The following is a 16,642-nucleotide window of genomic DNA, read 5'->3' as shown; positions in this document are numbered from 1 at the left end:
TGCAGCGCATGACCGAGGCCGCCGCCACACGAACCCCCGAGATCGACGACTTCATCGATGCCCTCTGGCTCGAGGACGGGCTGTCGAAGAACACGCTGGCCGCCTACCGCCGCGACCTCGCGCTGTTCGCGCAGTGGCTTGGCAGCCAGCGCAGCGGCGGCGCGCTCGATACGGCGCAGGAGTCCGACCTGCAGGCCTACATGGGTGCGCGCCTGTCGACCAAGGGCAAGGCCACCTCGGCCAACCGGCGGCTCACGGTGTTCAAGCGCTACTACCGCTGGGCGCTGCGCGAGCGCCGCATCGCGGCCGATCCGAGCATCCGGCTTGCGCCCGCGCGGCAGATGCCGCGGGCCATCAAGACGCTGTCGGAAAAACAGGTGGACGACCTGCTGGCCGCACCCGACGTGGAAACCCCGCTCGGCCTGCGCGACCGCGCGATGCTCGAGCTGATGTATGCGAGCGGCCTGCGCGTGAGCGAGCTGGTGGCGCTCAAGGTCATCGACATGAGTTTGAACGACGGCGTGCTGCGCGTGCTCGGCAAGGGCAGCAAAGAGCGCCTCGTGCCCTTCGGCGGCGAGGCGCGGCGCTGGATCGAGCGCTACCTGGAAGAGTCGCGCCCCGCCATCCTCGATGGGCAGCAGACGCCCGACCTGTTCGTGACCGCGCGCGGCGCGGGCATGACGCGCGTGATGTTCTGGATCATCGTGAAGAAGCAGGCCGCCGCGGCCGGCATCCACGTGCCGCTGTCGCCGCACACGCTGCGCCATGCCTTCGCCACGCACCTGCTGAACCACGGCGTGGACCTGCGCGCGGTGCAGCTGCTGCTCGGCCATGCCGACATTTCCACGACCACCATCTACACCCACGTGGCGCGCGAACGGCTCAAGCAACTGCATGCCGCACACCATCCACGCGGCTGAGCCGCTGCCCGCATCGCTGCGCATCGGTTGCGCTGGCTGGAGCCTGCCGCGCGCGCTGTGGAGCGAGTTCCCGCCCGAGGGCTCGCACCTGCAGCGTTATGCACAGCGCTTTGGCGCGGCCGAGATCGACACCTCGTTCTACCGCCCGCACCGGCGCGAGACCTACGCGCGCTGGGCCGCGAGCACGCCCCCGGACTTCCGCTTCGCGGTCAAGCTGCCCAAGGCCGCTGGCCGGCGCAATGCCGGCCTTCGATGAATTCCTGGCGCAGGCGATGGGGCTGGCCGACAGGCTCGGCTGCCTGGTCGTGCAGCTGCCGCCGAGCCTGGCCTTCGACGAGCGCGTGGTCCGCCGGTTCCTTGCCGACCTGCGGCGAAGGCACGGCGGGGCGGTGGCGCTGGAGCCGCGGCACCGCAGCTGGTTCGTGCCCGCGGCAGAGTCGCTGCTGGCGCGCTGGCGCATCGGGCGGGTGCTGGCCGATCCGGTGCTGTTCGGCGAAGCGGCCGCGCCCGGCGGATGGCCCGGCCTCGTCTATCTGCGGCTGCACGGATCGCCGCGGCGCTACTGGTCGGCCTACGACAATGCGCTGCTCGCGCGGCTCGCACAGCGCTTGATGCAAGCGCGGGAGGAGGGCGCCGCGTGCTGGTGCATCCTCGACAACACCGCGGGCGGCGCGGCGGTGGGCAATGCGATGACGCTCGCGCGCCTGGTTCAGAATGGCTGATCCGTTCAGCTTTTTTCGAGATCATGCATTTTCCGTTCAAGCCGTCGTGGCTCTTCGCCGCCGCGACGCTCTGTACTGCCGCCGTGGCCCAGGCCCAGGCCGTTCCCAAGACCATCCGCCTCATCGTGGCGTACCCCGCGGGCGGCGTCAGCGACGTGGTCGCGCGTGCGCTCGGCGACAGGCTCGCCGCGCAGATGGGCACCACGGTGGTGGTCGACAACCGCGCCGGCGCCAGTGGCGCCATCGGCATGGATGCCGTCGCCAAGGCGGCACCCGACGGTGCCACGCTGGGCTTCTCGGCCATCAGCCCGCTGGTGCTGAGTCCGCACCTCGGCAAGCTGCCTTTCGATCCGCTGAAGGACATCGCGCCAGTGGCGAGCGTGATGTATTCGCCGGTGCTGTTGATCGCCACGCCGGCCAGCAGGGCGCGCGACTTCCGCGCGCTGATCGCCGATGCCAAGGCACAGCCCGGCGCGGTGCGCTGGGCCACCTCGGGGCCGGCATCGCTCGGCCACATCGTGCTCGAGCAGGTGAAGGCGGCCGCGGGCGTGGACATCACGCACGTGCCCTACAAGGGCGGCGGCCAGCAACTCAATGATGCGCTTGGCGGCCAGTTCGAGATTCTCTCGAGCAACGCGAGCCCCACGCTCACTTCGCACATCCGGTCGAGCAAGCTGCGTCCGCTGGCCGTGGGTGCGCCGGCGCGGCTCGAGAGCCTGCCGCAGGTGCCCACGCTGGGCGAGCTGGGCTTCAAGGCGGCGAACATCAATTCGGTGTTCGGCGTCTTTGCGCCCGCGGCCACGCCGCCCATATTGATCGAGAAGTACAACGCCGAGATCAACAAGGCCCTGGCCAGCCCCGAGCTGCGCGCCAAGCTCACGGCCACCGACAACGTGCCGACCGGAGGCAGCCCCTCGGCCTTCGCCGCGGAGATCGCCTCGGAGTTCGAAGGCAATGCGCGCATCGTGAAGGCCGCGAACATCAAGGCCGATTGACCCTGCGGCTTGCGCGCTCAATTTCCCTACCTTATAGTAGGTAGATGAGCAGCGCCATCGCTTCCTCGACCGCACTCGCCGCCGGCAGCACCCGGGAGCAGATCCTCGGGGTGGCGCGGCACCTGATCGAAACGCGTTCCTACCTGGGTTTCAGCTTCCAGGACGTGGCCGATGCGGTCGGCGTCCGCAAGGCGAGCCTGTACCACCACTTTCCGACCAAGGAAGCGCTCGGCATCGCGGTGATCCGCCAGGCCACGCAGCTCTTCAAGGACTGGGACGCGGCGCGGGTGCGCACGCCGAAGGACGCGCTCGAATCCTATTTCCGCATGTACCGCGACACGCTCAAGGCGGGCTCGGGCATGTGTCCCGCGGGGGCACTGACGCCCGGCTGGGACTGCATCGACAAGGAACTGCGCGAGGCCGTGCAGGAACTGCGCAACACGCAGGTGTTGTGGCTCACCGGCGTGCTGGGCACGCTGGCGCCGGCCCGGCAGAAGAAGGGTGCATCGCTTGCATCGCAGGCGGCCTATGTGTTTGCGGTGTGCCAGGGCGCGCTGCTCGCATCGCGCATGACGGGACGCGTCGAGGACTTCGACGAGGCCATTGCGCAGCTCAGGAGTTCATTGCCTGGCTGATCGCCGGGCGGCATCGCGGGCACGCAGCGCGTGCCTATTTTTTGACCTCGTTGCCTACCGATTGGATGGTAGGGTTTTGATCAAGGAGTGTTCCCATGAAAGCCGTCATTTCCGCCTATGCGCGCTCGCCTTTCCACTTCGCGAAGAAGGGCGTGCTCGCCGAGGTGCGCCCCGACACGCTGGCCGCCGGCGTGGTTCGCGGCCTGCTGCAGCGCACCGACCTCGATCCCGCGCTGCTCGAAGACATCATCCTGGGCTGCGCCTACCCCGAGGCCTCGCAGGGCAACAACCTCGCGCGCATCGTCGGCCTGTTGGCCGGCCTGCCGCACGAGGTGGGCGGCATGACGGTGAACCGCTTCTGCGGCTCGTCGATGCAGGCGGTGCACATTGCCGCGGCGCAGATCGAGGCGGGCATGGGCGAGGCCTTCCTGTGCGTGGGCGTGGAGTCGATGACGATGGTGCCGCAGGGCGGCTTCAACTTCTCGCCGAACCCGGAGCTGAAGGAAAGCACCGATGCCTACATCTCGATGGGTGACACCGCCGAGAACGTCGCGCAGCGCTGGAACGTGAGCCGTGCCGACCAGGAGGCCTTCGCCGTCGAGTCGCACCGCAAGGCCGCCGCCGCGCGCGCGCAAGGGCGTCTGGCGGGCGAGATCGTGCCGGTGCGCCTGGCTTCGGGCGAGATGGTCGATGTCGATGGCTGCATCCGCCCGGCCACCTCGGCCGAGGCGCTGGCGGGCCTCAAGCCGGCGTTCCGTGCCGATGGCGTGGTGACGGCCGGCACCTCTTCGCCGCTCACCGACGGCGCCGCCGCCGTGCTCGTGACCAGCGATGCCTTCGCCGCGAAGCACGGCCTGCAGCCGCTCGCGCGCATCCGGTCGTTCGCGACCGTGGGCGTCGATCCGGCCATCATGGGCATCGGCCCGATTCCCGCAACGCGCAAGGCGCTGGCGCGCGCCGGGCTCGGGGCCGCCGACCTCGACGTGATCGAACTGAACGAGGCCTTCTCGTCGCAGGCGCTGGCCTGCATCCGCGATCTCGGCCTCGATGCGGCGAAGATCAATCTCGACGGCGGCGGCCTTGCCATCGGCCATCCGCTGGGTGCGACCGGTGCGCGCATCACGGGCAAGGCGGCGTCGCTGCTCGCGCGCGAGAAGGGCCGCTATGCGTTGGCCACGCAATGCATCGGGGGCGGGCAGGGCATTGCCACGATTCTCGAGCGCGTCTGAGCGCTTGTTCGAGAATGCGCGCAGGCACTACAAGGAACTCCCATGGCGGCACTCCCTGACGACACGGACGCCAAGCGCGCGCTGTATCTCGAAGACCTGTCGGTCGGCGACCGCTTCCAGAGCGGCGAATACGCGCTGGACGCGGCGCAGATCAAGGCCTTTGCATCGCAGTTCGATCCGCAGCCTTTCCACACCGACGAAGAGGCCGCGAAGAACACCTTCTTCGGCGGCCTTGCGGCCAGCGGCTGGCACACGGCGGCGCTCACCATGAAGCTGATGGTGGAAAGCGGCATTCCGCTGGCCGAAGGCATCATCGGCTCGGGCGGCGAACTGCAGTGGCCCAAGCCGACGCGGCCCGGCGACGTGCTGCACGTGGTGAGCGAGGTGCTCGACATCACGCCCTCGCGCTCCAAGCCCGGCCGCGCGATGGTGACGATGCGCTGCCGCACGCTCAACCAGCGCGGCGAGGTGCTCCAGTACTTCACGCCCAAGCTGGTGGTGCACGCCAGGCCCGCGTAGGCCTCCCGTTCAGTCCTTGGCGGCGGCCGAGAGCGCGCGCAGCTCCTCGGCACTGAAGCCCGCCCGGCCGCGGGCTTCGAGGTTGAAGGGCGGCTTCAGGCGCGGCGCTTCGTAGCGCGCCACGAGTTCGGGATAGGTCGCCTCGGGGTCGCGGCCCGCACGCTTGCAGAGCCAGCGGTACCAGCGATTGCCGATGGCCACATGGCCCACCTCGTCGCGCAGGATGATGTCGAGGATCTCGACCGCGCGCAGCGCATCGGGCGTGTCGACGCGCCTGAGCTTGGCCTGGATGAGCGGCGTGGCGTCGAGCCCGCGTGCCTCGAGCGTGCGCGGCACCAGCGCCATGCGCGCGAGCACGTCGTCTTTCGTCTTCTCGCACATGCTCCAGAGCCCGTCGTGGCCCGGGAAGTCGCCATAGCGCCAGCCCATGTCCTGCAGGTGCGCATGCAGCAGTGTGAAGTGCTGCGCTTCCTCGTCGGCCACGCGCAGCCAGTCGCGGTAGTAGGCCTCGGGCATGCCGTCGTAGCGCCAGACGGCGTCGAGCGCGAGGTTGATGGCGTTGAACTCGATGTGGCAGATCGAATGGATCAGCGCGGCGCGGCCTTCGGGCGTGAAAGGCGAGCGCTTTTGCACGGCGGTGGCGGCCACGCGCAGCGGCCGTTCGGGGCGGCCCGGCACGCCGATGTCATCGCCCACGACGCGCAGAGGGTCGGTTGCTATGGAATCGGTAGCGGCGAGGGCAGCGGTGGCGCGCGTTGCGGCAATCTTCTGTTCAGGGTCGGTGAGTCGCAGCGCGGCCAGCGCGCTCAATCGGGGGTGCATCCCTACAATTCTAGGTTTTGCCCCCGGAGACTCCACGATGGCCCTCTATGAACTCGACGGCGTTGCGCCGCAACTCGGCACCGGTGCATGGGTCGCCGACAGCGCGGAGGTGATCGGCAACGTGCAGTTGGGCGACAACGCGAGCATCTGGTTCGGCGCGGTGCTGCGCGGCGACAACGAGAAGATGACCATCGGGCGCAACAGCAACGTGCAGGACATGTCGATGCTGCATTCCGACCCCGGCAGCCCGCTCACCATCGGCGAGAACGTCACCATCGGCCACCAGGTCATGCTGCATGGCTGCACCATCGGCGACAACTCGCTGATCGGCATCCAGGCCGTGGTCTTGAATAACGCGAAGATCGGCCGCAATTCGATTGTTGGCGCCGGCAGCGTCGTGACCGAGGGCAAGGAGTTTCCCGACAATTCCCTGATCTTCGGCTCGCCCGCCAAGGTGATGCGCACGATCAGCGACGAAGACGCTGCCCGACTGCGGCACGGCTCCGACCATTACGTAGCAAATGCCATTCGCTATGCGAAGGGCTTGAAGAAAATCGCCTGACACTGCGCAGGCCCAACAGAAAGAAGAATCCGTTTTGAGCGAGCTGCACAAATTCCTGTTCGATGGCCTGCCGGTGCGCGGCATGATCGTGCGCCTGACAGATGCGTGGCAGGAAATCCTGGCGCGGCGCGCCTCCAACACCGCCACCGGCGCCTACCCGCCGCCGGTGGCCGAACTTCTCGGCGAGATGACGGCCGCGGCCACGCTGATGCAGGCCAACATCAAGTTCAACGGTGCGCTGATCCTGCAGATCTTCGGCGACGGCCCGGTCAAGGTGGCCGTGGCCGAAGCCAAGCCCGACCTGAGCCTGCGCGCTACCGCCAAGGTGATCGGCGACCTGCCGGCCGATGCGCGCCTGCCCGAGATGGTCAACGTCGGCAACAAGGGCCGCTGCGCCATCACGCTCGACCCCAAGGACAAGCTGCCGGGCACGACGCCCTACCAGGGCGTGGTGCCGCTATTCGACGACGAGGGCGAGAAGCTCGGCCGGCTCAGCGACGTGCTGCAGCATTACATGCTGCAGAGCGAGCAGCTCGACACCACGCTGGTGCTCGCGGCCGACGACCAGGTGGCGGCCGGCCTGCTGATCCAGCGCCTGCCGATGAAGGGTGAAGGCAATCTCGAAGGCACGTCCGGCAAGGACCACGACCAGACCAACCAGGACCAGATCGGCCGCAACGAGGACTACAACCGCATCTCGATCCTCGCCTCGAGCCTCACGCGCGACGAACTGCTCACGCTCGACATCGAGACCATTCTTCGCCGCCTGTTCTGGGAAGAAAAGCTGCTGCGCTTCGAGCCGCAGGCGGGCCTGCTGGGCCCGCACTTCGCGTGCACCTGCGGGCGCGACCGCGTGGCGCAGATGATCCGGGGGCTCGGCGTCGAGGAGGCGGAGGAAATCCTGGCCGAGCGCGGCGACATCGAGGTGGGCTGCGACTTCTGCGGCAAGCAGTACCGCTTCGATGCAGTCGATGCGGCGCAGATCTTCAGGCCGCCGACGGATCAGATTCCGGGCAGCCCGATCGTCCAGTAACGCTCTTCGCCGAGCGAGGTTCGGTGCGCCGATGTGCCGGCCGCGCGCTCGCTCAGCGCGGCGCCTTGTCGTCGAAATCGCTGAACGCGATGTCGGGTGCGCTGGTGTTGTGGCGCGAAGGCAGGCTGCGGCCGAAGCGCACCTGCGTGGCGTTCAGCGTCTTCACCTCGGGCAGCGGCAGAACCTGTTCCGCGGCCCCGGGCGATTCCTGCCAGCGCAGCTCGCTCACGTCGGCGTTGTCGGGCGCCACGTACATCGAGCGCAGCACGGCAAAGGGCCGCGCGCTGGCCGTGGGCTTGGAAAGCGTCACGTCGAGCGCGGTGCGCTCGCGGCTGATCTCGGACACCTTGGCCACGGCGCTGCCGCCGCCGACGAAGCGCAGGTGGATGGCCAGCGGCTTCGGCACGATGCGGATCGACGCGATGTCGACCACCGGCCGGCTGCCCTGTTCGACCGGGCCGAGCAGGAACGACGAGCCATACACCCCGTCGCCGAAGCGCGCCTGCGGCAGCGGCTTGATGCGCCAATAGCCGTCGGCCGGGTAGAGCACCAGCGCTTCGAGCGCCTTGCCTTCTTCCTTGCGGAAGATCTGCAGCAGGTGGAAGCCGCGGTCGGTGCGCGCACCCACGCGCACCGGCACCTGCTGCGGCCGCCAGAAGCTGGGCAGCGTCATGCCGACGATGCGCCACTGCGCGTCGTCGAGCAGCACCACGCGGCGCGGCTTGAACTTGTGCGCGGGATCGGTGGGATGCGCGCCGCCGTCGAAGTTGCAGCCCGAGAAATCGGGCGCAGTGGTGTCGTTGCCGATGCTGTCGAGATAGGCCGGCTGCAGCGCCTCGACGCGCATGCGCCGGATGCCTTCGCCGCGCAGCACCAGCGAGACATTGTCTTCCTCGGCGCAGGCGGTGGCCGTGGTGGCGTTCTCCACGGTGGCCGCGACGGGCGCGGCCGTGGCAGCCGTGGCCAGCAGCGCGGCCAGGAGGAAGCCGCAAGGGCGAGAGAAACGAGGCGGGAACATCGATCAGGTCTCCGAACTGGGGGTTGAAGGCGTGTCGTCGCGGCGTCCGATCAGGTCGCTGAAAAGCCGATGCTCGCATTCCGGATCGGAGCATTTCTCGCAAGGCCATGACCAGGAGGCGGGTTTCGATTCGGCACGGCCGCGCGCGCGGGCCCGGCCTTCGTTGCCGGCGATGGAATTGATGGCGTTCCATGCATTGCGGAGCCTTTCGCTGCCGGTGCCATGCACCACGGCGAAGGAAAGCCCCGCACGCGCCAGCGCCGCGCGCACCAGCGCATCGGTGGGTTCGCGCGCGTGGTCGCCATCGCGCAAGGGGTCTGCGATCCACGGGATGTCGAGCGCGGTCAGCAGGGTGATCGCGCAGCGCGCCTGCGCGGCCAGCGCGTCGGCGTGCAGCGAGGTGTCGCCGAACAGCAGTTCACTGTAGACCGCGGTCATGAGAGCCGTGGTGTCGGCCACCACCACCACACCCGAAACGGCCGCGGCTTCGATGCGGCGCGTCTGCTCCTGCGCGATGGCCTGCTGTTCGTCAGGGCGCGGCGTGCGGCCTTCGCGCTCGCACCATTCGCGCAGGTATTCGCCCACCAGCGTGGTGGCAATGCCGCGTTCCTGCAGGCGCTGCGCGAGCGCGCGGGCGAGTTCGGTCTTGCCGGTGCTCTCGGCCCCGAGCAGCGCGATCACGCATCCGGACGGCAGGGTGGGCGTCATGCGCGCGCTGCCGCCCCGCCGTGCATGCGCGCGCGCCACGCAAGAAAGCCCGCCACGCTGAGCACCGCGAACACGGCATAGAGCCCGACCGTGAGCCACAGGCCCTTGTGGATGAACAGGCCCACGCTCACGACGTTCACCGCCAGCCACACCAGCCAGTTCTCGATGAACTTGCGCCCGAGCAGGAACTGGCCGACGAGGCTGAGCCCGGTCGAGAACCCGTCCCACCAGGGCACGTCGGTGTCGGTGAAGCGGCGCAGGAAGAGGGCGACCGCGGGCCATGCCAGCGCGCAGGCTGCGAGTGCCAGCGCGATGCCGCGCGGCGAAAGCCGGCTGACCCGCAATGCGCTGCCATCGGCACGGTGGCCGCGCAGCCATTGCGCCCAACCCCAGAGCGCGACCACGGCGAAGAAAACCTGCAGCGAGGCGTCGCCGTAGATGCGCGCCTGCGCGAACACGGCCACGTAGAGCAGCGAACTGATGATGGCCAGCGGCCAGCCCCAGTGGATCTCGCGCATGTTGCAGCCGACCATCGCGAGCGCCAGCACCGCGGCCACGAGTTCGAGCCAGCTGACCGGTGAGCCCCAGAGCGCGAATGCGGGGGCCGAGAAGAACTCGGGCATCAACGCACCAGCGGTCGGCCCCGTGCAAACATACCGAGCGTGGGGGTCATGTTCAGTGGGTGACCTGAACGAATACTTCGTTGGGCTTGACCATGCCCAGCTCTTGCCGCGCACGCTCTTCGACCATCTCGAGGCCGATCTTGAGATCGTTGACTTCGGAGGCCAGCCGCTCGTTGTTGACCACGGCCTTGGCGTTGGCCGCCTTCTGGTCCGCCAGCTTGGACTGCAGCTGCGCCACGTCGCGCACACTGCCGCGCCCGTTCCACAGCTGCCACTGCAGGATGGCCAGCAGCAGCAGCAGCACGATGGGTGGAACGAGGCGCGAGCGCATGCCGCCGGCTTCGCGTGCTACTTCAGGTTGTAGAACGCGCCGCGGCCGGGATAGCTGGCGATGTCGCCGAGGTCTTCCTCGATGCGCAGCAGCTGGTTGTACTTGGCGATGCGGTCCGAGCGCGAAAGCGAGCCGGTCTTGATCTGGCCCGCGTTGGTGCCCACCGCGATGTCGGCGATGGTGCTGTCCTCGGTCTCGCCCGAGCGGTGCGAGATGACGGCCGTATAGCCCGCGCGCTTGGCCATCTCGATGGCGGCGAAGGTCTCGGTCAGCGTGCCGATCTGGTTGATCTTGATCAGGATCGAGTTGGCAATGCCCTTGTCGATGCCTTCCTGCAGGATCTTGGTGTTGGTGACGAACAGGTCGTCGCCCACCAGCTGCACGCGCTTGCCCAGGCGTTCGGTCAGCAGCTTCCAGCCGTCCCAGTCGCCTTCGTGCATGCCGTCTTCGATGCTGATGATCGGGTACTTGTCGACCCAGGTCGCGAGCATGTCGGCCCAGTTGCCGGCCGAGAGCGTGAGGTTCTCGCCGGAGAGCACGTAGTTGCCGTCCTTGTAGAACTCGCTGGCGGCGCAGTCGAGGCCGAGCGCAATCTGCTCGCCCGCCACGAAGCCGGCCTTGTCGATGGCTTCGAGGATCAGCTGGATGGCCGCTTCATGGCTTTCGACGCTGGGCGCGAAACCGCCTTCGTCGCCGACTGCCGTGCTGATGCCGCGGTCGCCCAGGATCTTCTTGAGCGCATGGAACACCTCGGCACCGTAGCGCACGGCTTCGCGGAAGCTCGGCGCGCCCACGGGGATGATCATGAACTCCTGCAGATCGAGGCTGTTGTTGGCGTGCGCGCCGCCGTTGATGACGTTCATCATCGGCACCGGCAGCTGCATGCCGCCCATGCCGCCGAAGTAGCGGTACAGCGGCAGGCCCGACTCTTCGGCCGCGGCGCGTGCCACGGCCATCGAAACGGCGAGGGTGGCATTGGCACCCAGGCGGCCCTTGTTGTCGGTGCCGTCCAGGTCGATCATCGTGCGGTCGAGGAAGGCCTGCTCGCTGGCGTCCAGGCCGAGCACGGATTCCGAGATCTCGGTGTTGATGTTCTCCACCGCCTTGAGCACGCCCTTGCCAAGATAGCGCTTCTTGTCGCCGTCGCGCAGCTCGATGGCTTCGCGCGAGCCGGTCGACGCGCCCGAGGGCACGGCCGCGCGGCCCATGGTGCCCGATTCGAGCAGCACGTCGCACTCGACGGTGGGATTGCCGCGGCTGTCGAGGATTTCGCGGCCGACGATGTCAACGATTGCACTCATGCGTTTCTCTTCTTTCTTTTCAGTCTCTATTCAATTGATCAAAGGCCTTCGACTGCGACCATGCGCATCACCGCGGCACCGGCACGGGCTTCGCGCGCCTTCAGGTATTCGGGCGTTTCGTAGAAGGCCTTGGCCTTCTCGAAGCTCGGAAATTTCAGGATGACGAGGCGCGAGGGCGACCAGTCGCCCTCGAGCACTTCGACCTGGCCTCCGCGCACGCACACTTCGGCGCCGTGCGCCTGCATGGCGGCACTCGACCACTTCTTGTATTCCTCGTACTGCGCCGGGTTCGTGACCTCGACGTGGGCGATGACATAACCACTGCTCATGATTGAAAGACGTCCTCTAGAAATGCGTTCTTCTTGGTGACCTGGTCGAGCGCGAGCAGCGTTTCGAGCAGGGCCTTCATGTGCTTGAGCGGCACGGCATTGGGGCCGTCGCTCAGTGCCTTGGCGGGATCGGGGTGCGTTTCCATGAAGAGGCCGGCCACGCCCACGGCCACGGCCGCGCGCGAGAGCACCGGCACCATTTCGCGCTGGCCGCCCGAGCTCGTGCCCTGGCCGCCCGGCAGCTGCACCGAGTGGGTGGCGTCGAACACCACGGGCGCGCCGGTCTCGCGCATGATCGCAAGCGAACGCATGTCCGACACCAGGTTGTTGTAGCCGAAGCTCGCGCCGCGCTCGCAGGCCATGAAGCTGTCTTCGGGCAGGCCGGCTTCCTTGGCGGCAGCGCGCGCCTTGTCGATCACGTTCTTCATGTCGTGCGGTGCGAGGAACTGGCCCTTCTTGATGTTCACCGGCTTGCCCGACTGCGCCACTGCGCGGATGAAGTCGGTCTGGCGGCACAGGAAGGCGGGTGTCTGCAGCACGTCGACCACCTTGGCGGCCTCGGCGATGTCTTCCTCGGTGTGGACGTCGGTCAGCACGGGCAGGCCGAGCTGGCGCTTCACCTTGGCCAGGATCTCCAGGCCCTTTTCGCGGCCCGGGCCGCGAAAGCTGGTGCCCGAGGAGCGGTTGGCCTTGTCGAAGCTGCTCTTGAAGATGAACGGAATGCCGAGCGAGGAAGTGATTTCCTTCAGCGTGCCGGCCGTGTCCATCTGCAATTGCTCGGATTCGACCACGCAGGGGCCTGCAATTAAGAAAAAGGGCTGGTCGAGCCCGATGTCGAATCCGCAAAGTTTCATGCCACCGCCTTCAGGTTCTTTGCACCGCCCGCGCTCCGGGCCTTGTGGTCGAGCGCCGCCTTGATGAAGGCGTTGAAGAGCGGATGGCCGCTCCACGGCGTCGATTTGAATTCGGGGTGGAACTGCACACCCATGTACCACGGGTGCACGTCCTGCGGCAGCTCGACGATCTCGGTCAGGTGCTCGCGCTGGGTGAGCGCCGAGATCACGAGGCCGGCAGCGCGCAGTTCGTCGAGGTAGTTGACGTTGGCTTCGTAGCGGTGGCGGTGGCGTTCGGTCACCACGTCGCCGTAGATGCTGTGGGCCAGCGTGCCGGCCGAGACGTCGGAGCTTTGCGCGCCCAGGCGCATGGTGCCGCCGAGGTCGGACTTCTCGTTGCGCGTCTTCACGGTGCCGTCGGCGTCCTTCCACTCGGTGATCAGCGCGATCACGGGGCAGGGCGTCTCGGGGTCGAATTCGGTGCTGTTGGCGTTCTTCAGGCCCGCCACGTGGCGCGCGTATTCGATGGTGGCCACCTGCATGCCCAGGCAGATGCCGAGGTAGGGCACCTTGCCTTCGCGCGCGAAGCGGGCGGCCGAGATCTTGCCCTCGACGCCGCGCTGGCCGAAGCCGCCGGGCACCAGGATCGCGTCGTACTTGGCGAGCCGCGAAACATCTTGCGGGGAGATGGTTTCGGAATCGATGTAGTCGATCTTCACGCGCGCATGGTTCTTCATGCCGGCGTGGCGCAGCGCTTCGTTGAGCGACTTGTAGCTGTCGGACAGGTCGACGTACTTGCCGACCATCGCAATGCTGACTTCCTGCTGCGGATGCTCGACCTCGTACACCAGCTCGTCCCAGCGCTGCAGCTTGGCCGGCGGCGTGTTGATGCGCAGCTTGTCGCAGATCAGGCCGTCCAGGCCCTGCTCATGCAGCATGCGCGGCACCTTGTAGATGGTGTCGACGTCCCACATGGAGATCACGCCCCATTCGGGCACGTTCGAGAACAGCGAGATCTTGGCGCGCTCGTCGTCGGGGATCGGGCGGTCGGCGCGGCACAGCAGCGCATCGGCCTGGATGCCGATGGCGCGCAGTTCCTTGGCGGTGTGCTGCGTGGGCTTGGTCTTGAGCTCGCCGGCGGCGGCGATCCAGGGCACGTAGCTCAGGTGCACGAAGGCCGAGTTGTTCGGGCCCATGCGCAGGCTCATCTGGCGCACGGCCTCGAGGAAGGGCAGCGATTCGATGTCGCCCACCGTGCCGCCGATCTCGACGATGGCCACGTCCACTTCATGCGCGGTGCCGAGGCCGGCGCCGCGCTTGATGTATTCCTGGATCTCGTTGGTGATGTGCGGAATCACCTGCACCGTCTTGCCGAGGTAGTCGCCGCGGCGCTCTTTCTCGAGCACGGTCTTGTAGATCTGGCCGGTGGTGAAGTTGTTGGCCTTGCGCATCCGCGTGGTGATGAAGCGCTCGTAGTGGCCGAGGTCGAGGTCGGTCTCGGCGCCGTCGTCGGTGACGAACACCTCGCCATGCTGGAACGGTGACATCGTGCCGGGGTCGACATTGATGTACGGATCGAGCTTGATGAGAGTGACCTTGAGGCCGCGCGATTCGAGGATCGCGGCGAGGGAGGCGGAGGCGATTCCCTTGCCAAGGGAAGATACGACACCACCGGTGACGAAGACAAATTTGGTCATGCCAGTTCCGGACCAGAGATCCGGGCAGTGGGAAATTGCGATTATAGGTGTCCCCTTTGCGCCCCTCCGGGCCAAGGGCATCCCGTTCCTGATCTTGTCGGTATGTGAGCAACAATATGACTCATGCAAGATCTCGCCGGCAAACACATCGTCCTGGGCCTTACCGGTGGTATCGCCTGCTACAAATCGGCGGAGCTGTGCCGCCTGTTCGTGAAGGCGGGCGCCACCGTCCAGGTCGTGATGACCGAGGCGGCCGAGCAGTTCATCACCCCGGTCACCATGCAGGCGCTCTCGGGGCGTACCGTCTACACCTCGCAGTGGGACGCGCGCGAGCCCAACAACATGCCGCACATCAACCTGAGCCGCGAGGCCGACGCCATCGTGCTGGCGCCCTGCAGCGCCGACTTCATCGCGCGGCTGGTGCAGGGCAGGGCCGACGACCTGCTGAGCCTGATGTGCCTCGCCCGCCCCATGGAGCGCGTGCCGCTTCTGATCGCGCCGGCCATGAACCGCGAGATGTGGGCGCATCCGGCCACCCAGCGCAACCTGATGCAGGTATCGGCCGATGGCGCCACGGTGCTGGGTGTGGGCAGCGGCTGGCAGGCCTGCGGCGAGACGGGGGACGGCCGCATGCTCGAGCCGGCGCAACTGCTCGAGGACATCACGGCCTTCTTCGTGCCAAAGCTCCTCGCGGGCCAGAAGGTGCTGGTGACCGCGGGCCCCACCTTCGAGCCGCTCGATCCGATACGCGGCATCACCAATCATTCGTCCGGGAAGATGGGATTTGCCATTGCGCGCGCCGCGCGCGAGGCCGGCGCCGAAGTCACGCTGGTGGCCGGTCCGGTGCACCTGCCGACGCCGCGCGGGGTGAGCCGCATCGACGTGCTTTCCGCGCAGGACATGCTTGAAGCCACCCTTCATGCCGCGCAGTCCGCTAGCATTTTTGTAGCGACGGCCGCGGTCGCCGACTGGCGGCCCGCCACCCACAGCGAGCAAAAGATCAAGAAGGACGGCAGCGGCAAGACGCCGGTGCTCAATTTCGTCGAGAACGCCGACATCCTGCTGGCTGTGGCCCAAAGCGAGCGCGCGCAGTCCCGCAAGCTGTTCTGCGTGGGCTTCGCGGCCGAGAGCGAGAACCTGGCCGAGCACGCCAAGGCCAAGCGCGAGCGCAAGGGAATTCCGCTGCTGGTCGGCAACATCGGTCCGCTGACCTTCGGGCAGGACGACAATGCGCTGCTGCTGGTGGACGCAACGAGCACGCGCGAACTGCCGCGTGCGCCCAAGCTCACCCTGGCACGCGAACTCATGACCGAGATTGCCGCCCGGCTGCCTGACTGGAGAGTCTGATGAACCCCCAATGGAACACGCCGCCCAATGGCGATTTCGCCAGCTACGTCGAGCGGCTGTCGGCCCAGGCCGCATTGCCGAAGCGGGCAGCGCACGAGGGCGACCACGGGCTGGACGTGGGCATCACCCCCGCACCGGGCGCGCAGGGCGCGGCGGCCGCCGCCGCCCAGCGCCGCGAATCGTCGAACGGCGATACCTCCGCGCCAGGCGGCGGAGCGCTGCCACCCGCGGCGCTCAAGATCCTGGCCGCCGTGGGGGCCGTGGTGCTGCTGGCGCTGTGGTCGGCCGGCGTGTCGCTCGTCGTGCTGGTGTTCCTGGCGGGCGCGGCTTTCTGGCTCACCAGCAAGTTGAAGGGGCTGAAGCTTTCACCCGGCGTCGCCAAGTGGCAGCAGGTGCTCGAGGAAGCCGCCCGCAAGCAAAGAGAACAGCAACAGAAGCAAGGCAAGTAGAAGTGAAAGTAGACGTTCGTATCCTCGACCCACGCATGGTGGACCAATTGCCCGCCTATGCCACCCCCGGCAGCGCAGGGCTCGACCTCAGGGCCTGCCTCGATGCGCCGGTCACGCTGGAACCCAACGCCTGGCAGCTCGTGGGCACCGGCATTGCGATCCACCTGGCCGACCCGGCCTATGCGGCGCTGATCCTGCCGCGCTCGGGCCTCGGCCACAAGCACGGCATCGTGCTCGGCAACCTCGTGGGGCTGATCGACAGCGACTACCAGGGCGAACTCAAGATCAGCGCCTGGAACCGCAGCGACACGCCTTTCGTGCTCCAGCCGATGGAGCGGCTCGCGCAGCTCGTGATCGTGCCGGTGGTGCAGGCGCAGTTTCGCGTGGTCACAGAATTTGCAGCTTCGCAACGCGGCGAAGGGGGCTACGGCTCCACCGGCAAGCACTGACCGTTCCTCGTCCTCGCCCGGCTTGGTGTCGGGCCCGTAAAGACCGGAACTGACGGTTCGCGGCGCGCTCTTACGTTTCGGTGTGTGTCTTGCGTCATCCCCACAGCGGGCAAGACGTTG

General features: G+C 67.5%; 21 protein-coding genes. 12 read left to right on the top strand and 9 right to left on the bottom strand.

Going from position 1 to position 16,642, the window contains the following annotated elements:
* The first annotated feature begins 8 nt into the window (after window positions 1–8).
* From xerD to ACAM54_RS16825, 7 genes are all read left to right on the top strand, one after another.
* On the top strand, window positions 9–920 hold the full coding sequence (xerD, locus tag ACAM54_RS16855) for a site-specific tyrosine recombinase XerD (RefSeq protein WP_369648322.1): 912 nt from the start codon (window positions 9–11) through the stop codon (window positions 918–920).
* Window positions 895–1,176: a DUF72 domain-containing protein gene (locus ACAM54_RS16850; protein ID WP_369648321.1), complete on the top strand. Its 282-nt coding sequence runs from the start codon at window positions 895–897 to the stop codon at window positions 1,174–1,176. Before xerD ends, ACAM54_RS16850 begins: the two co-directional genes overlap by 26 nt.
* Window positions 1,160–1,642 carry a DUF72 domain-containing protein gene (locus ACAM54_RS16845; RefSeq protein ID WP_369648320.1) on the top strand — a complete coding sequence of 161 codons (483 nt, stop codon included), beginning with the start codon at window positions 1,160–1,162 and terminating at the stop codon, window positions 1,640–1,642. The genes ACAM54_RS16850 and ACAM54_RS16845 overlap by 17 nt, the downstream gene beginning before the upstream one ends.
* Window positions 1,643–1,665: 23 nt before the next feature.
* A complete protein-coding gene (locus tag ACAM54_RS16840) occupies window positions 1,666–2,637 on the top strand; it encodes a Bug family tripartite tricarboxylate transporter substrate binding protein (RefSeq protein ID WP_369648319.1) in 972 nt (323 codons plus the stop codon).
* Between the two features lie 44 nt (window positions 2,638–2,681).
* The gene (locus ACAM54_RS16835) at window positions 2,682–3,272 is read left to right on the top strand and encodes a TetR/AcrR family transcriptional regulator (protein WP_369648318.1); all 591 of its coding nucleotides are present in this window, start codon (window positions 2,682–2,684) and stop codon (window positions 3,270–3,272) included.
* Window positions 3,273–3,367: 95 nt separating this feature from the next.
* On the top strand, window positions 3,368–4,501 hold the full coding sequence (locus ACAM54_RS16830; protein ID WP_369648317.1) for an acetyl-CoA C-acyltransferase: 1,134 nt from the start codon (window positions 3,368–3,370) through the stop codon (window positions 4,499–4,501).
* Window positions 4,502–4,543: 42 nt separating this feature from the next.
* Entirely contained in the window at window positions 4,544–5,020 is a 477-nt protein-coding gene (locus ACAM54_RS16825; protein ID WP_369648316.1) for a MaoC family dehydratase, read from the top strand.
* Window positions 5,021–5,029: 9 nt separating this feature from the next.
* On the opposite strand, the gene ACAM54_RS16820 is transcribed toward ACAM54_RS16825, so the two are convergent.
* Complete coding sequence (locus ACAM54_RS16820) at window positions 5,030–5,842, bottom strand: ferritin-like domain-containing protein (RefSeq protein WP_369648315.1); 813 nt, start codon at window positions 5,840–5,842, stop codon at window positions 5,030–5,032.
* A 37-nt stretch (window positions 5,843–5,879) separates the two neighbouring features.
* Here ACAM54_RS16820 and ACAM54_RS16815 point away from each other — a divergent pair, with 37 nt between their 5' ends.
* Window positions 5,880–6,404: a gamma carbonic anhydrase family protein gene (locus tag ACAM54_RS16815; protein ID WP_062366495.1), complete on the top strand. Its 525-nt coding sequence runs from the start codon at window positions 5,880–5,882 to the stop codon at window positions 6,402–6,404.
* A gap of 34 nt (window positions 6,405–6,438) precedes the next feature.
* The gene (locus tag ACAM54_RS16810; protein WP_145747247.1) at window positions 6,439–7,437 is read left to right on the top strand and encodes an Hsp33 family molecular chaperone HslO; all 999 of its coding nucleotides are present in this window, start codon (window positions 6,439–6,441) and stop codon (window positions 7,435–7,437) included.
* A gap of 52 nt (window positions 7,438–7,489) precedes the next feature.
* Here ACAM54_RS16810 and ACAM54_RS16805 read toward each other — a convergent pair whose 3' ends face one another.
* The 8 genes from ACAM54_RS16805 to ACAM54_RS16770 are packed head-to-tail and all read right to left on the bottom strand — an operon-like array spanning window position 7,490 to window position 14,277.
* A complete protein-coding gene (locus ACAM54_RS16805) occupies window positions 7,490–8,455 on the bottom strand; it encodes a hypothetical protein (protein WP_369648314.1) in 966 nt (321 codons plus the stop codon).
* A 3-nt stretch (window positions 8,456–8,458) separates the two neighbouring features.
* Window positions 8,459–9,163, bottom strand: coding sequence for an AAA family ATPase (locus tag ACAM54_RS16800; RefSeq protein ID WP_369648313.1), 705 nt, complete (start codon window positions 9,161–9,163; stop codon window positions 8,459–8,461).
* Window positions 9,160–9,786 carry a nicotinamide riboside transporter PnuC gene (pnuC, locus tag ACAM54_RS16795; RefSeq protein WP_369648312.1) on the bottom strand — a complete coding sequence of 209 codons (627 nt, stop codon included), beginning with the start codon at window positions 9,784–9,786 and terminating at the stop codon, window positions 9,160–9,162. Before pnuC ends, ACAM54_RS16800 begins: the two co-directional genes overlap by 4 nt.
* Window positions 9,787–9,838: 52 nt before the next feature.
* On the bottom strand, window positions 9,839–10,117 hold the full coding sequence (locus ACAM54_RS16790; protein WP_145747251.1) for a septum formation initiator family protein: 279 nt from the start codon (window positions 10,115–10,117) through the stop codon (window positions 9,839–9,841).
* A 17-nt stretch (window positions 10,118–10,134) separates the two neighbouring features.
* Entirely contained in the window at window positions 10,135–11,418 is a 1,284-nt protein-coding gene (gene eno, locus ACAM54_RS16785; RefSeq protein WP_012748543.1) for a phosphopyruvate hydratase, read from the bottom strand.
* A 38-nt stretch (window positions 11,419–11,456) separates the two neighbouring features.
* Window positions 11,457–11,747: a DUF1330 domain-containing protein gene (locus ACAM54_RS16780; protein ID WP_124961069.1), complete on the bottom strand. Its 291-nt coding sequence runs from the start codon at window positions 11,745–11,747 to the stop codon at window positions 11,457–11,459.
* Window positions 11,744–12,601 carry a 3-deoxy-8-phosphooctulonate synthase gene (gene kdsA / locus ACAM54_RS16775; RefSeq protein WP_369648311.1) on the bottom strand — a complete coding sequence of 286 codons (858 nt, stop codon included), beginning with the start codon at window positions 12,599–12,601 and terminating at the stop codon, window positions 11,744–11,746. Before kdsA ends, ACAM54_RS16780 begins: the two co-directional genes overlap by 4 nt.
* Complete coding sequence (locus tag ACAM54_RS16770; protein WP_369648310.1) at window positions 12,598–14,277, bottom strand: CTP synthase; 1,680 nt, start codon at window positions 14,275–14,277, stop codon at window positions 12,598–12,600. Before ACAM54_RS16770 ends, kdsA begins: the two co-directional genes overlap by 4 nt.
* 123 nt (window positions 14,278–14,400) lie before the next feature.
* Here ACAM54_RS16770 and coaBC point away from each other — a divergent pair, with 123 nt between their 5' ends.
* Genes coaBC through dut form a run of 3 tightly spaced genes read left to right on the top strand, consistent with a single transcriptional unit; the run spans window position 14,401 to window position 16,522 of the window.
* On the top strand, window positions 14,401–15,624 hold the full coding sequence (gene coaBC, locus ACAM54_RS16765) for a bifunctional phosphopantothenoylcysteine decarboxylase/phosphopantothenate--cysteine ligase CoaBC (protein WP_369648309.1): 1,224 nt from the start codon (window positions 14,401–14,403) through the stop codon (window positions 15,622–15,624).
* Window positions 15,624–16,073, top strand: a complete 450-nt coding sequence (locus tag ACAM54_RS16760) for a hypothetical protein (protein ID WP_369648308.1) — start codon at window positions 15,624–15,626, stop codon at window positions 16,071–16,073. The genes coaBC and ACAM54_RS16760 overlap by 1 nt, the downstream gene beginning before the upstream one ends.
* A 2-nt stretch (window positions 16,074–16,075) precedes the next feature.
* A complete protein-coding gene (gene dut / locus ACAM54_RS16755) occupies window positions 16,076–16,522 on the top strand; it encodes a dUTP diphosphatase (protein WP_145747256.1) in 447 nt (148 codons plus the stop codon).
* Window positions 16,523–16,642: the final 120 nt, after the last annotated feature.

This window comes from Variovorax sp. V93, assembly GCF_041154485.1.
GTDB lineage: Bacteria > Pseudomonadota > Gammaproteobacteria > Burkholderiales > Burkholderiaceae_C > Variovorax > Variovorax beijingensis_A.
Note: the sequence above shows the minus strand (reverse complement) of the source record. Positions and strands in the feature narration are given on the sequence as shown.